Genomic DNA, 14608 nt, shown 5'->3' on the forward strand with positions numbered 1-14608 from the left:
GACCCGGCGATGTCCCCGCGCGGAGCGGATCGGCGCTTCCGGGACGGCCGTACGCGCGTTCAGTGCCAGCCGATGACGGAGCTCACCTCGTCGACCATCTGCCACCACCAGGAAGCGGCGCGGAACCGCTCGAACGCCTCGGTGCCCGTCTGGAGCACCGTCGCGTCGAGCCGGCCGGCCGAGGTCGCGGCGGCGGTCAGGGGACCGGCGGTGCGGCCGATCCGTTCGGTGTCGAGGACCAGCGACCGCCGCCGTAGCACGGTGAACAACCGGCGGATCAGTTCGACGTGCCGGTTGATCTCGTCCGGGCCGACCTGGGAGGTGCGGTCCGGCTCGACCGGAGTCAGCCGCCCGTCGGCCGTGCGGTACATCGGTATCGAGTCGGCCTCGCACCCGGCGGCGAGGATCCGGCCGATCCGGACGAAGTCGTAGCTGGCGTCCGCGGGGATGGTGAGGTCACCGGGGCGCAGGTCGGGCGACAGCGCGGCCCACGGGTGCACGGCGGTCAGCGAGGGCTGCTCACGCAGGAGCGTGGTGAGCCGGTCGACGCCGCGTACGGCCACCAGGCGGCGATCGGCGACCAGGAAGTCGGCGCGCGCGGGGGCGGCCGTCAGGCTGAACGCGGTGCCGGCCGGCAGGACGATCGACAGCGGTACGGCGCTCGGTTCGCGCTGCGTCGGCGGCTGCGGGGCGTGGACCGGTGGCGGGGTGCCGCCGTGCTGCGGAAGGTGCCCGGTGTGTGCCGGCTGGCCCATCTGCTGTGACTGGGCGGGGTGCGGGTGCCCGGGGACCGGCGCGTGCAGCGGCGGCCCGGGGGCGCGCTGGGCGGCGTGCGCCGGCGGGTGGACGCCCGCGGGTGTCACGGGGTGCGTGGCGGTCTGCGGGTGCCCCGGGTGCGCGGGGCGGTATCCGGGCGGGACGGCCATCGGCCCGGCCGGTCGCTGCTGCTGCTGGTGTTGGGGGTAGGCCGGGCCGGGGCGCTGGTGTTGCGGGTGGACCGGTGGCGGCATGACCGGTCGTTGCTGCTGGGTGTGTTGCGGCGGTGGCTGCACCACCGGTCGCTGCTGCTGCTGGTGTTGGGGGTAGGCCGGGCCGGGGCGCTGGTGTTGCGGGTGGACCGGTGGCGGCATGACCGGTCGTTGCTGCTGGGTGTGCTGGGGCGGTGGCTGCACCACCGGTCGCTGCTGCGGGTGGTGCGCAGGGTGGTGCGGCGGCTGGGGGTGCTGTGGCGGTGGGGTGTGCTGTGGCGGTGGGGTGTGCTGCTGGGGGTGCGGTGGTTGGGCGTGTGGCGGCACGACGGGGCGCTGCGGCTGCGGGTGGTGTTGCGGCTGCGGGTGCGGCTGGCCGTGCGGCGGGGCGGGGTGCTGGGGCGGGGCCACGTGCGGCGGCCGGTAGGGCGGCGCCGGCGCCTGTTGCGGGTGTGGAACCGGCCGGTGCTGCGGATGCGGCACGGGGGGCTGCTGCGGGCCGGGGCGGAAGTGCGGCTGCGGCATCGCCGGCCGGTGCTGTGGGTGGCCGACGTGCGGCGGCATCGGGCGGTAGGGCGGTCCGCTCGACGGCGGCCCGCTCATCGGCGGTCCGCTCATCGGGGCGATCGGGCCGGCGGGGGGACCGCTCATCGGGGCGATCGGGCCGGCCGGCGGTCCGCTCATCGGGGCGACGGGGCCGCCCGGAGGCCCGCTGATCGGGGCGGCGTAGGTGCGCGGGTCGATCACGGCCAGCGCGGCGGCCGGCACGTAGAGGCTGCCCTCGGCGACCACCATCTCCGGCTGTTCGAGCGTGGTCGGCGCGATCTGGAGCGTACGGTGCAGCAGCGTCGCGACCAGTGGGATCCGGCTCGACCCGCCGACCAGGAACACGCCGGCGATCCCGGCGGCGGGCACCGACGCGGTGCGGATCGCGTTCTGGGTTGCCAACAGCGTCCGGTCGAGCACCGGCCGGGCGAACTTCTCCAGCTGCTCGCGGCCGACCGGCACGTCGACGTCGACGACCGGCACGTGCACGATCGCCGACGGTGCCCGGGACAGCATCTCCTTGGCGCCGCGGACGTCCTCCCAGAACTGCTGGCTCATCCGGCGCTCGGCCGAGGTGTTCGGGGTGATCAGGCGCTTCCAGCCGTCGGGGTCGCGTTCGGCGAACACCTCACCGAGGTATTCGACCACGGCCGCGTCGACGTCCAGCCCGCCCGCGTCGGCGACGCCGTCGGTGGACAGCACCTGCAGGTTGTCCGGCGTACGGCGGACGACGGTGGCGTCGAACGTGCCGGCGCCGAAGTCGTAGACGACGAGGTTGCGGCCGATCGGCAGCTGGTGGCGCAGGACGGCGATGAAGTAGCTGGCGGCCGCGACCGGCTCGGGGACCAGCCGGGCGTTGTGCAGGCCGGCCCGGGCGGCGGCGTTGGCCAGCATCGCCCGGCGCTGCGCGCCCCACTCGACGGGGTGGGTGAGCACCGCCTCGGTGATCTGCCGGCCGCCGACGCGGGCCGCCTCGGCGTGGACCCGGCGCAGGACGGCGGCCATGAGGTCGACGACCGGTAGTTCGACCTCGCCGAGGAGCACCGTGCCGTCGTCGACCCGGCGCTTGGGGTTGCGCTCGAAGCGGTCGGGGTGGACCCGGGAGTGCTGGACGGCGTCGCGGCCGACGACCATGTCCCCCTCGGGGGAGGCGTAGACGGCCGACGGCATCTGCGGCGAGCCGTCGAAGAGCAGGGGGCGGCACCGGCCGTCCGGCCACCGCAGCACCGCTACGGTGTTGGACGTGCCAAGGTCGACCCCCAGTCGCAGCCCCGCCACCATGATGCGAGTTTAGATCGGGCCGGGTAGCGCCGACTGAGTCGCTGTGCTCAGGCGTCCGTCCACGTCATCCCCCTATCAGACGATCTCGGCGCAGCTCTGGGTGTTATGTCGGTATTCTCGGATCGCGTAGCGGGTGGACAAGCCGGTCACGCCAGCGCCATCCGGGCCCACCGGCTCGGTGTAAGGGTCATCACCCGGAACGGACAGTTGCGGTCGGTCAACATCGTGTAGGCGTGGATGGCCCGCTCCGCGGCATCCTGGGCCTGCTCCGCCGCGGTCATCCCCCGCCCCCGGTTGCGGAACAGCGCTCCGTAGAACGCCGAACAGAAGACCCCGCTCTCGTGCCAGCCGATCTGCCCGGACGTGCCGATGTAGGTCACCTCGCCGTGCAGGCAGTCACGGACCGCCTTCTGCCAGGCGCCGGTGCCGGTGCGGCAGCCGTCGGCCAGGATCGCCCCGGTCGAGATGCCCTTGCCCTGCTGGGCGGCGGTCTCGCCGAGCTGTTCCAGCGACACACTGGTGCGCCCGTCGCTGCTGCTGAACGTCGGCGTCACGCTGTGGTCGCCGTGTGCCATCACGTGCAGCACGTCGCACGACGCGGTGAACGCCGACAGCACCGTGCTCGGATCACGGGACCGGACGAAGTCGATGTCGACGATCGGCGCCTCGAAACCGGCGTTGATGTTCTGCAGCGTGGACTGGACGAAGGTCATCGCCGCGTCGAACGAGGCATCCAACCCGATATCGAGCAGGCTCACACGCTTCGCCCTCATCGGCGTCGTCCTCCCCAGGTCGCGACGGTTGCCGGCCCGCCGGTGCGGTACCGCCGGCCCGATGGACCACCGGGCCGGCCGCATCGGCGGCCGTTGCAACCGACCGTACGGGCTGCCGGCGCCGGCTGTCCTCCCCACGAGTGGACCACGGGGGTACGACCTTCTGGCCCATTGCGTGTCCCGGCACCGTCCGGTCCGGCGAGTCCGCGCAGCTCACGGTTGGAATGGCGGGACCGGCGGGGTAGTGTCGACCGCGGACGCACCCGGCGGCGACAGGGCCCGTGGCGGCAGGACCGCAGGGACAGGGCCCGTGGTGGGAGAGCCGCAGGGGCAGGGGAGCACAAGGCGCGGGAACAGGCCCCGCGGGAACCGGGACACAAGAGCGCGCGGCGCCGCCCGACCGCTGTCGTAACGTCGCCGCGCTCTGGCCGTCTCCCACCGCCGCAGCCATCCGGCCGTACGTCAGCGGGGACCTGGCTCGACCGGCACCTCGTCGTCCCGGTCTGTGTGCGTGCATGCCCGGGACCGGCCGGGCGCAAACCCGGCGAGCGGGCAGTGTGTCGTCGTCCGATCGGTGGAGTGCGCGGCCGGGGCATCGGGTATGGAACCGGACATGGAACACTTCACGATCGCCACCGAGGCGGAGAAGAGCGCCGATTTCCGTCGGGTGCTGTGGACCGGGCAGCGGACCCAGTTGGTCATCATGACGATCCCGCCGGGCGGCGAGATCGGCGAAGAGGTGCACGAGGGGATCGACCAGATCCTGACCTTCGTCAGCGGCGTCGGCGAGGCCGCCGTCAACGGCGAGACCCGCCGGGTGAACCAGGGCGACCTGGTGGTCGTACCGGCCGGCCAGAAGCACAACTTCGTGAACACCGGCCCGAACCCGCTGGTGCTCTACACGGTGTACGGGCCGCCGGAGCACGCCGACGGGGTGGTGCACCGGACGAAGGAGGAGGGCGACGCGGCCGAGGCGGCCGGCGAGGACGAACCGCCCGGATCGTGAGCACCGGTGGCCGGGCGCGCGGTGCCCCGACGCCGATGGTTCACGTGCCGACCAGCCGCTCGGTGACCGACCGGAGCCGGGCCCGGAACGCGGGGTCGTACGCCTGCTCCCGGGCCCGGGACTCGTGGTCGCGGTCGAAGTAGCGGCCGGTCACCCCGGCCAGCGCCGGATCGACCACCAGCCGCAGGGTGGCCCGCAGCCCGTCCTCCAGCGACTCGACCCGCTCCATGCCGGCGTCGCGGACCATCGTGGTCGGCATCAGCGTCGCCGGGTGCAACGCGTTGACGGTCACCCCGCTGCCGGCGAGGTCGTGGGCCAGGTCGAACGTGTCGGCGATCAGGGCCAGCTTCGCCCGCCGGTAGGCCACGAACCGGTCGTAGTCGTGCTCCAGCATCAGGTTGTCGAGGTCGACGTCCGCCTGGCCGATCGAGGCGACGTTGACGATCCGGGCCGGGGTGGCGCGCCGCAGCAGCGGCAGCAGCAGCCGGCTGAGCAGGTACGGCGCCAGGTAGTTGACGGCCAGCCGCAGTTCGTGGCCGTCGGGGGAGAGCCGCCGTGGCTCACCGGCCGGCCCGAAGCCGACCCCGGCGTTGTTGACCAGCACGTCCAGCCGGTCGTGCTCGGCGCCGACCCGCGCGGCGAGTTGTCGTACCCCGGCGAGCGAGGAGAGGTCGGCCCGGACCGCCAGCGCCCCGGTGGCCGCGGCGATCTCGGCGAGCCGTCGTTCGTCGCGCCCGTGTACGACCAGCTGGTGGCCCTGCGCGGCGAGGGTCCGGGCGAGGGCCCGGCCCAGCCCGTCGGACGCCCCGGTGATCATGATCAGAGCCATTCTCCGACCCTATCCACCCCGGTGGATCAGCCGGTCGGTTGGCCACCCGGTCAATAGTTAAGAGTATTGACAGTTCGATCAACGCCTTCCTAGGTTGGGGCGGTGCAGACCGGCAACACCGCAGTCAGCAACTTTCCCGTCGTGGTGACGGCCACCTTCGTCGCCGAATCGCTGGCCACCCCACTCGCCTGGTGGTCGGCCGAACTCGACCTGCCGCAGGAGGTCACCTTCGCCCCGTACGGGCAGGTCTTCCAGCAGTTGCTCGGGGTGCCGGCCGCCGGGGCGACCGTCGCGCTGATCCGCCCCGAAGACTGGGCCACGGCCGCCGGCCGCGACCCGGAGCGCGGCGCGGCCGGGGCCGACACCGGCGATCCGGCCCCCGGGCTCGGCGCCGACGGTCGGGCGACCGTCGCGTCCGCCGCCGACGACCTGGTCGAGGCGGTACGGGTCGCCGCCGGCACGACCCCCCGCCTGATCGTCGTCCTCTGCCCGGCCTCCCCGGCGCTGCTCGCCGACCCCGTCGACGGACCCTTCCTGCGGGCCACCGTCCGGCGGCTGGCCGACGACCTCGGCGCCGTCGCCGGGGTGCACCTGCTCACCGACGCCGACACCCTCGACGCGTACGGCCCGTGCGGTTACGCCGACGAGTACGCCGACCGGCTCGGCCACGTGCCCTACACCCCCGAGTTCTTCACCGTGCTCGGCACCGCGGTCATGCGCCGGCTGCACGCGCTTCGTACGCCCCGGCCCAAGGTGCTCGTCGTCGACGCCGACAACACGCTGTGGGACGGCGTGGTGGGCGAGGACGGCGTCGACGGCATCCACATCGGACCCGACCGGCGGGCGCTGCACGAACTGCTCGTCGCCCAGCAGCGCGCCGGCCGGTTGATCTGCGTCAGCAGCAAGAACGCCGAGGCCGACGTACGGGCGGTGTTCGCCGGGCGGCCGGAAATGGGCATCGGCCTTTCGCACCTGACCGCCCTGCGCGCCGACTGGCGGCCGAAGTCGGCCACCGTACGCGAACTCGCCGCCGAACTCGACCTCGGCCTGGACAGCTTCGTCTTCCTCGACGACAGCCCGGTCGAGTGTGGCGAGATGCGCGCCGCCTGCCCCGAGGTGCTGACCGTCCAACTGCCCGCCGACGCCGCCGGGGCGCTGCGTACGCTGCGGCACTGCTGGCCGCTGGACGTGCTCGCGGTCACCGACGACGACCGGCTGCGCACCGAGCACTACCGGCGTGAGCGCCAGCGCCGCGAGCTGCGCGGCTCGGTCGGCACCGTCGCGGAGTTCGTCGCCGGGCTGCGGCTGACCGTCACGGTCGCGCCGGCGACACCCGACCAGGTCGAGCGGCTCGCCCAGCTCACCCAGCGCACCAACCAGTTCAACCTCACCACGGTACGGCGGACCGCCGCCGAACTCGTCCGGAGCGGACTGGAGTGCCACGCGGTCGAGGTGACCGACCGCTTCGGGGCGTACGGGATCGTGGGTCTGGTCCTGTCCACCACCGCCGGGCCGGCCCTGGCCGTCGACACCTTCCTGCTGAGCTGCCGGGTCCTCGGCCGTGGTGTCGAGCACCGGGTGCTGGCCGCGCTCGGCGAACTGGCCCTGGCCCGGGGGCTCGCCGACGTCACCCTGCCGGTGGTCGCGTCGGCCAAGAACCGGCCGGCCCGCGACTTCGTGCACGACGTCGCCGGCGAACCGGTCGCCGAGGCCGACGGTCGGCAGCTCTTCCGGCTGCCCGCCGCGACCGCCGCCGGGGTGCGGTTCCGGCCACCTGCCGCCGCCACCGCGCCGCCACCCCCGGCCCCCGCCGGGGCGGTCCCCGGCCCGCCGCCCGCCGCCTGGCGGCTGGTCGAGCGGATCGCGACCGAGCTGCGCGACGCCGCCGCCCTGCACGCCGCGGTCCACGCCCGGCCGGCGAGCCCGCTGCCGCTCGGTTCCGCCACCGGCACCGAACTCACCGTCGCCCAACTCTGGACCGACGTGCTCGGCGTGCCGCCGCGCTCGGTGCACGACAGCTTCTTCGCGCTGGGCGGCCAGTCGCTGCACGTGGTGCAGTTCATGGCCCGGGTACGCGCCGTCCTCGGCGTCGAGCTGCCGGTCGAGCTGCTCTTCACCCCGGCGTTCACGGTGGCGCAGGCGGCCGGGTCGATCGACGCCGCCGGCGGCCGGGCGGCCACCGACCTCGACGGGCTGCTCGCCGAGGTCGAAGCCCTCTCCGACGACGAGGTGGCCGCCCTGCTCGCCGCCGAGAGCGGCTGACCCGATGGCCACCGTCGTACTGACCACCCACGGCACGAACGGGGACGTGCTGTCGTTCGTCCAGCTCGGCCGGGCACTGGCCGGCCGGGGGCACGACGTCACGATCGCCACCCACGCCCGCTACGGCCCGACCGCCCGCGCCGCCGGCATCGGGTTCGTCGCCCTCGACACCGAGCAGGAGTACGTCCGCTACCTCGCCGACGCCCGCGACATGCTGGACGCCCGGGTCGGCTCGGCGAGCCTGCCCGATCTGCGCGGCCACTACGAGCGCAACGACCTGTTCGGGCAGATCCGGCGTGAGGTGGAGGTGGTCGCGGCACGACACCGCCCGGGGGAGACCGTCGTCGTCGGCCGGCACACGTCCGGGCTGTCCGCGCTGATCGCCGCCGAGGCGTTCGGGGTGCCCGCCGTCTGGGTCGCCATGACCCCGGCCCAGCACCTGCTGCTGCCGGTGCAGGCCCACGTGCACCGCACCGAACTGGCCGCCGGTGTCGACGCCGTACGGGCCGACTTCGGCCTGCCGCCGGTCACCGACTGGCCGGCGTGGATGTCGGGCGCGGACCGGCAGATCGGGCTGTGGCCGAAGTGGTTCGACGCCGCCGGCCCGCCGACCCCGGCCGGCGTGGACCGGGTCGGGTTCCTGCTCAACGACGCCGCCGAGTCCGGTGAACCGCCCGCGGTGCTGACCGACCTGCTCGCCGCCGGTGAGCCGCCGGTGCTGGTGGCGGCCAGCTCCGGCCAGATGCTGTGGGAGCCGTTCTACGCGGCGGCGCTGGCCGCGTGCCGTCGGGCCGGCCGTCGGGTGGTGCTGGTCAGCCCGCACCCGGAGAGCCTGCCCGACCCGCTGCCACCCGAAGTCACCTGGTTTCCTAGGTTGCCGTACCGGGAGGTGGTACCGCACATGGCGGCGGTGATCCACCACGGCGGGATCGGCACCCTCGGCCGCTGCCTGGTCTCCGGCGTACCGCAACTCGTGCTGTCGCACAGCTTCGACCAGCCGGACACCGGCGCCCGGTTGCAGCGGCTCGGCGTCGCGCGCTGGCTGCCGTCGACCCGGTGGGACCCGGACCTGGCCGGGGAACTGCTGGTGGAACTGCTCACCGAGCCCCGGTACGCCGAACGCAGCCGCCGCTTCGGCGCCGCCGTCGACATCGCGGCCACCGCGGCCGCCGCCTGCGCCAGCATCGAGTCCGTGCTGCCGGTCCCGGCCGGCCGGTGACCGAACGGAGCGCCTAGCGCGTTAGGCCTAACATGCTAGGCTTCCTGGGTGGGCCGGTATACGGAAGACGCCCTGCGAGATGTGATCGCGCGGTACGAGGCCAGCAAGGACGAGGCGCTCGCTCGACGCGACTCCCAGTTGCGCGCCTTCCACGCCGATGGTTGGCGCCCGGTTGACCTCCAGCGGGTGACGGGATACAGCCGCGAGACCATCCGGCAGGCGTTGCATCCGGAAGCCAGGCGCGCCGCCAACCACAGCCGGCGCAAGACGAGTGCAGCAGATCCCAGGCCACCCGAGGACTACGTCCCGTACGGTGCGCGGAAACCGTACGTCGTCGCCGACACTCTCGACGACCTGCGGGGTCCCACGGAGGGCACGGTCACGCTGCCGCGTCATCTCGACTGGTCCGGTGACCCCGCTTACGATCTCGACCGGCCTGCCCGCCTCGCCGCGATGTACAAGACCGTCCTCAACGAGGCGAGTACCGTCCAGGATCTGCGCACCTGGATCGACGGAAAGGTACTGGTGCGACTCTGGCCGCAGCTCTGGCTCCCGCCACGCCTACGGCAGCTCTGGGAACGCAGGTTCCCCGAACTCGCCGCGACCGGCGCGGCAGCCGCGTAACCCGTGGACCTGTTTCACGAGCAGTTGGCCCGAACCGGGCTCGCCGCGGCCGAGACGTACGGCTTCGCCCTCGCCGGTGGATACGCGGTGCAGGCAGCCGGGTTCGTCGAGCGGCCCAGTGAGGATGTCGACCTGTTCACGGCCTGGGATCGGCGGCACGAATTCGAGCTGGCAGTGGACGCTGTCGTCAGCGCTTACCGTGCTGACGGCCTCGGTGTGGTGGTCGAGCGTCAGTACGACACGTTCGCACGGCTCGACGTGACCGACGGCGACCACGCGTCGAAGGTGGAGCTGGGGGTGGACTGGCGGGCCAACGAACCTATCCAGATGGCGATCGGGCCGGTCCTGCACCCTGATGACGCCGTCGCGAACAAGGTGGCCGCGCTCTACGGGCGTGCCCTGGCCCGTGACTTCATCGATGTCGACGCTGTAGTTCAGTCCGGCCGGTACGACCGGGACGCGGTGCTGCGTCTTGCCGAGCGAGCCGACAGCGGGTTCGACCGGCGCATGTTCGCCGTTGCGCTCGGACAGGCACGACTTCTCGACGACGACGACTTCGCGGCCTACGGCATAGGCGGCCAGGATCTCGCCGACCTGCGCGCCCGGTACGCGGCATGGCGGACGGAGTTGGTCGAAGGCGCCTGACGGGTCCCGTGCCCTTTCCCACCGGGCTTGTTCGGGCCATCCACATGGCGGTGGTGTCCGGTCGAACCCGCCGTGGATCGGTCGGATCCGCGCGACGTCACCGGTTGGTGGTGGTCGGAGATGACGGACGGGCCGCCACGACGTCGCGCGGATCAGATGTGGGTTGTCGGTCTGACTATCGGGTACGGCTCATCCGGGTGGTGCCGGGATCGCCGATCCGTGGGCCGACCTCGGCGAGCATGTCGAGAACCAGGGCAGCGGTCCAACTGAACGCCCCGGCGCCGATGCCGTCACCGGTGATCGGGTGGAAATACTCGTAGTAGCCGGACCGGCGTACCAGGTCCAGCATCGCGGTCCGCAGCGTCGCCGCGTGCCCGGCGTACCCGTGGGCCGCCAGGCCCCGGGCGAGCAGCCAGTTCGCGTTGATCCAGACCGGGCCCCGCCAGTAGCGGTTGGCGTCGAAACTGTCGGCCGTCCGGTCGGAACTCGGGATCGGCATCAGCTCGTTGATCCCGAAGCGGGCCGACTCGGCCTCCGCCACGACCTGCGCCACGATGTCCCGGGGCAGGTCGCCCAGGATCAGCGGGAAGAGGCCGTTGACACAGCGCTGCGTGCTGAGTCTGCCGGTCTTCAGGTCCAGGGAGCGGAAGGTGCCGCTCTCCGGATCGTAGAGCCGTTCGACGATACTGCGGGTGATGGTCGCCGCCCGGTCGCGGTGCGGTGCGGGGTCCGCGCCGACGACGGCCGCGATCCGGGCCAGCGCGTGTTCGGCCGCGCCCAGCAGCGAGTTGTACGCCGGGCACTCGACGACGAACAGGTGCCGGTCGACCAGGTCGGCGTCGGAGTAGCCGCCGTTGCGGTAGGTGGCGGCGATCGCGATGTAGCGGGCGTAGTCGTCGTTGGTCGGCCGGTGGTCCGCCGCCGCCCGCTTGAGGTCCTGCCGCTCGTAGCGGAGCAGGAGGTCCTCGTCGGCGGTGACGTTCGCCAGCGCCATGTCCCAGGACGGGCTGTTGTCGAGCCCCGATTCCCACGGGTGCACGATGCTGGCCAGTCCGGTGCCGCTGACCCCGCGTGAGCCGATCAGGTAGTCCTGTAGCGCGACCAGACGCGGGTAGAGCCGGCGCAGTTCCTCGGCGGAGGCATCGCCGGGTGCCCGGCGGTAGACCTCCCACGCGGCGAGCGCGTGTGCCGGCGGCTGCACCAGCCCGGTGGAGAAGCGGGGCGGTCGCCCCGCCATAGCAGGGACGTCCCAGAAATCGGGACCGGGGAAGTAGTCGCGCTCGGCGACCCCCAGATCGAACACGATGTGCGGCACCCGGCCGTCCGGCCACTGGGCCTCGAAGAGGCTGCGCAGGTCCCGCCAGGCCCGGTCGGGCGCGATGTGCGCCAGGCCGATGCTGATGAAGGCGGCGTCCCAGCTCCACTGGTGTGGATAGAGGGTGCCCGATGGAACGGTGTGGTCGGTTCGCCAGTTGGCGTCAAGGACCTCGGTGGCGGTCCGCCAAAGCGACTCGTCGTCCTCGGAGAGAGGATGCGGTGCGGGCGAAACCGCGGTCAAGCGATTCACGCGGCCATCTTTCCCGTTACCGAGCCCTATTAACGAGCGGCCTTACCGATGTCTCGTTACGCGGAAGATCGCTTTCTGGTTACCGGACGTTCAGGTTGCCAGGCCGGATGGGCGCACTCTAGCGTCAAGTGGTTGCTTCTGTCGGGATGTCGACGGATCCGGTGACTGACGATCGGCTCAGTGACGAGTCGGCCCGAACCCCTCCACCGCAACGGTTTCCGGATACTTCAGGCCGGCGCCGGTGTTGAGCACCACCACCTGTTCGTCCGCGCGGATCCAGCCGTCGGCCCGCAACCGCCGGGCCGCGGTCAGGCCGGCCGCCCCCTCCGGGCACAGCAGCAGACCCTCACGGGCACCGAATTCCCGCAGGTCGGCAAGGATCTCCGGATCGTCGACCGCGATCGCGGTGCCGCCGGTACCGGTGACCGCGTCGAGGATCAGCTCGTCGCCCAGCGGCGCCGGCACGGTGATCCCGAAGGCGACGGTGGCGGCGTCGACCCACGGCTCGGCCCGCCGCGCGCCGGCCTCGAAGGCCCGTACGATCGGGGCGCAGCCGCTGGACTGGACCGCCACCAACCGGGGCATCCGGTCGTCGATCCAGCCCAACTCGCGCAGTTCGCCGAGTGCTTTGTGAATTCCGATCAATCCGACCCCGCCGCCGGTCGGATAGATGATCACGTCGGGCACCCGCCAGCCGAGCTGTTCGACTATTTCCAGACCCATTGTCTTCTTGCCCTCGAGCCGGTACGGCTCTTTCAGGGTGCTGGCGTCGAAGATCGTGCCGCCCGACCCGGCGAGGATGCCGGCGACGTGCCGCCCGGCGTCGTTGATGAGGCCGTCGACCAGAAGCAGGTCGGCGCCGGCGGCGATGCACTCGTTGCGGGTGATGGCCGGAGCGCCCAGCGGCATCGCGATGGTGGCCCGCAGCCCGGCGCGGGCCGCGTACGTCGCCCAGGCCGCACCCGCGTTGCCGTTGGTCGGCATGGCGACATGCCGGACACCGAGTTCGCGGGCGCGTGACACGCCGACGGCGGCGCCACGGGCCTTGAACGAACCGGTGGGGACCAGGCCCTCGTCCTTGATCAGGAGATTGGGAAGTCCGATGTGCTCGCCGTAGCGGGCGGCCGGCAGCAGCGGCGTCCAGCCCTCGCCGAGGGTGACGGCGTTGGCCGGGTCGGCGACCGGCAGCAGTTCCCGGTAGCGCCAGAGATCGGCGGCCCGGCCGGTGAGGTCGGCGGGGGAGACTGCGGCGCGGACCGCGTCGAGGTCGTAGCGGGCCAGCAGCGGCGATCCGCACCCACACAGGTTCTGCGGGCGGTCGGCGGGATGCCGCGTACCGCAGCGGGGGCAGTCGAGGTGGGTCAGGAACACGGCACTCCCTCCGGCGGCGGTGCTTCCATGATCCACGCTGTCCGCCGTGCGGCCAGCCGGGTCCAACGTGCGAGACTCGGGAGGTGTCCCCGCCCGGCCAGATCGTCCTGCTCAACGGCGCGTCCAGCGCCGGGAAGACCAGCCTCGCCGGGCAGTTGCTGACCGTGCTCGACGGGCCGCGCTTCCGCCGGCCCTATTTTCACCTGTCGGTCGACGCGTTCGGCGCGATGCGGGCCGCGCGACCGACCACGCAGCTGTCGCCCGCCGAGGTGACCGACGTGCTCACCCGGACCCGCGCCGGCTTCCACCGGGCGGTCGCCGGCATGGCCCGGGCCGGCAACGACGTGGTCGCCGACCATGTGCTCAGCGAGCCGTGGCGGCTGCGGGACTGCCTGGAGGTCATGGCGGGGCTCGACGTCGTGCTGGTCGGCGTGCACTGTTCGGCCGAGGAGTTGGCGCGGCGGGAACGGGTCCGTGGCGACCGTCGGATCGGGCAGGCGGCGGCGCAGGTCGAGCGGGTGCACGCGCACGGCGTCTACGACGTCGAGTGCGACACGACGACCACCACCCCGTACGACTGTGCGGTGCGGATCAGGGACTTCCTGCTCGCCCGGCCGCCCGGACCGACGGCGTTCGACCGGCTCCGGGCGGCGGCCGCCGGGCGGCCGTACGGGCGGTGACCGCCGGCCGGTCGGCGTAGGGTGCGACGGAGAGGTCCCGTCGTTCGCGGAGGTACGCCCGTATGACGTCCCCGTCCGTCACGCTGACCGGTGGCGTGACCATGCCCCTGCTCGGCTTCGGCACCTGGAAGACGACCGGCGAGGAGTGCTACCGGGCGGTCCGGGAGGCGCTCGACGTCGGCTACCGGCACATCGACACCGCCACCATGTACCGCAACGAGGACCAGGTGGGCCGGGCGGTGCGGGACAGCGGGGTGCCGCGCGAGGAGGTCTTCGTCACCACCAAGCTGCTGCCCGAGCAGGCCGACCGGCCGCGCCCGGCGATCGACGCGAGCCTGGCCGCACTCGGCTTCGACCACGTCGACCTGTGGCTGATCCACTGGCCTCCGGCCGGCACCGCGTCGCCGTCGACGTGGCGGGAGTTCCTGGCCGTCCGCGAGCAGGGGCTGGCCCGGGCGGTCGGGGTGAGCAACTACGACGTCGACCAGCTCGACGAACTGGTCGGGGCGACCGGGGTGGCGCCCGCGGTCAACCAGGTCCGGTGGAGCCCGTCACTGTACGACCCTCAGGTCCTGGCCGCGCACCGTGAGCGCGGTGTGGTGCTGGAGGGCTACAGCCCGTTCCGCAGCACCGACCTCGGCGACCCGGAACTGGTCCGGATCGCCGAGGCGCACGGTGTGTCGCCGGCCCGGGTGGTGCTGCGGTGGCACCTGGAGCACGGCATCGTGGTGATCCCGAAGTCGGTCACCCCGGAGCGGATCCGGGACAACTTCGACCTGTTCGGTTTCCGGCTCGACGACGACGAGACACGCCGGATCGACGCCCTCGCCCGCTGAG

Annotated in this window: 12 protein-coding genes; 7 read left to right on the top strand and 5 right to left on the bottom strand. The window is 72.8% G+C overall.

The annotated features are described in order from the left end of the window. Positions 1-59 precede the first annotated feature (59 nt). Complete coding sequence (locus QCD66_RS05400; protein WP_407567028.1) at positions 60-2795, bottom strand: Hsp70 family protein; 2736 nt, start codon at positions 2793-2795, stop codon at positions 60-62. Between the two features lie 146 nt (positions 2796-2941). After that, positions 2942-3568 (bottom strand): hypothetical protein, encoded by a 627-nt coding sequence (locus tag QCD66_RS05405; RefSeq protein ID WP_357533541.1) that lies wholly within the window; start codon positions 3566-3568, stop codon positions 2942-2944. Positions 3569-4181: 613 nt separating this feature from the next. On the opposite strand from QCD66_RS05405, the gene QCD66_RS05410 reads away from it, so the two are divergent. Further along, positions 4182-4574, top strand: a complete 393-nt coding sequence (locus QCD66_RS05410; protein ID WP_375733247.1) for a cupin domain-containing protein — start codon at positions 4182-4184, stop codon at positions 4572-4574. 40 nt (positions 4575-4614) lie between these two features. Here QCD66_RS05410 and QCD66_RS05415 read toward each other — a convergent pair whose 3' ends face one another. Beyond that, positions 4615-5403, bottom strand: coding sequence for an SDR family NAD(P)-dependent oxidoreductase (locus QCD66_RS05415; RefSeq protein WP_364217884.1), 789 nt, complete (start codon positions 5401-5403; stop codon positions 4615-4617). Between the two features lie 102 nt (positions 5404-5505). Between QCD66_RS05415 and QCD66_RS05420 the strand changes: the two genes are divergently transcribed. Genes QCD66_RS05420 through QCD66_RS05435 form a run of 4 tightly spaced genes read left to right on the top strand, consistent with a single transcriptional unit; the run spans position 5506 to position 10153 of the window. Then, on the top strand, positions 5506-7665 hold the full coding sequence (locus QCD66_RS05420; RefSeq protein ID WP_407567029.1) for an HAD-IIIC family phosphatase: 2160 nt from the start codon (positions 5506-5508) through the stop codon (positions 7663-7665). A 4-nt stretch (positions 7666-7669) separates the two neighbouring features. Further along, the gene (locus tag QCD66_RS05425; protein ID WP_375733249.1) at positions 7670-8884 is read left to right on the top strand and encodes a glycosyltransferase; all 1215 of its coding nucleotides are present in this window, start codon (positions 7670-7672) and stop codon (positions 8882-8884) included. 48 nt (positions 8885-8932) lie between these two features. Further along, the gene (locus QCD66_RS05430; protein WP_375733250.1) at positions 8933-9508 is read left to right on the top strand and encodes a hypothetical protein; all 576 of its coding nucleotides are present in this window, start codon (positions 8933-8935) and stop codon (positions 9506-9508) included. Between the two features lie 3 nt (positions 9509-9511). Beyond that, a complete protein-coding gene (locus QCD66_RS05435) occupies positions 9512-10153 on the top strand; it encodes a nucleotidyl transferase AbiEii/AbiGii toxin family protein (protein ID WP_375733251.1) in 642 nt (213 codons plus the stop codon). A gap of 175 nt (positions 10154-10328) precedes the next feature. On the opposite strand, the gene QCD66_RS05440 is transcribed toward QCD66_RS05435, so the two are convergent. Together QCD66_RS05440 and QCD66_RS05445 are read right to left on the bottom strand one after the other, a co-directional pair. Continuing rightward, positions 10329-11720 (bottom strand): MGH1-like glycoside hydrolase domain-containing protein, encoded by a 1392-nt coding sequence (locus tag QCD66_RS05440; protein WP_364217890.1) that lies wholly within the window; start codon positions 11718-11720, stop codon positions 10329-10331. A gap of 177 nt (positions 11721-11897) precedes the next feature. Beyond that, positions 11898-13091: a threonine synthase gene (locus QCD66_RS05445; protein ID WP_375733252.1), complete on the bottom strand. Its 1194-nt coding sequence runs from the start codon at positions 13089-13091 to the stop codon at positions 11898-11900. Between the two features lie 83 nt (positions 13092-13174). Here QCD66_RS05445 and QCD66_RS05450 point away from each other — a divergent pair, with 83 nt between their 5' ends. Continuing rightward, positions 13175-13771, top strand: a complete 597-nt coding sequence (locus QCD66_RS05450; protein WP_375733253.1) for a chloramphenicol phosphotransferase CPT family protein — start codon at positions 13175-13177, stop codon at positions 13769-13771. Between the two features lie 62 nt (positions 13772-13833). Beyond that, the gene (locus QCD66_RS05455) at positions 13834-14607 is read left to right on the top strand and encodes an aldo/keto reductase (RefSeq protein WP_364217896.1); all 774 of its coding nucleotides are present in this window, start codon (positions 13834-13836) and stop codon (positions 14605-14607) included. Position 14608: the final 1 nt, after the last annotated feature.

It is taken from the genome of Polymorphospora sp. A560 (assembly GCF_045781765.1).
Classification (GTDB): Bacteria; Actinomycetota; Actinomycetes; order Mycobacteriales; family Micromonosporaceae; genus Polymorphospora; species Polymorphospora lycopeni.

Coding starts and splice junctions, on each gene's coding strand:
- QCD66_RS05400 (WP_407567028.1), bottom strand. CDS start 2,795: ATGGTGGCGGGGCTGCGACTGGGGGTCGACCTTGGCACGTCCAACACC.
- QCD66_RS05405 (WP_357533541.1), bottom strand. CDS start 3,568: ATGAGGGCGAAGCGTGTGAGCCTGCTCGATATCGGGTTGGATGCCTCG.
- QCD66_RS05410 (WP_375733247.1), top strand. CDS start 4,182: ATGGAACACTTCACGATCGCCACCGAGGCGGAGAAGAGCGCCGATTTC.
- QCD66_RS05415 (WP_364217884.1), bottom strand. CDS start 5,403: ATGGCTCTGATCATGATCACCGGGGCGTCCGACGGGCTGGGCCGGGCC.
- QCD66_RS05425 (WP_375733249.1), top strand. CDS start 7,670: ATGGCCACCGTCGTACTGACCACCCACGGCACGAACGGGGACGTGCTG.
- QCD66_RS05455 (WP_364217896.1), top strand. CDS start 13,834: ATGACGTCCCCGTCCGTCACGCTGACCGGTGGCGTGACCATGCCCCTG.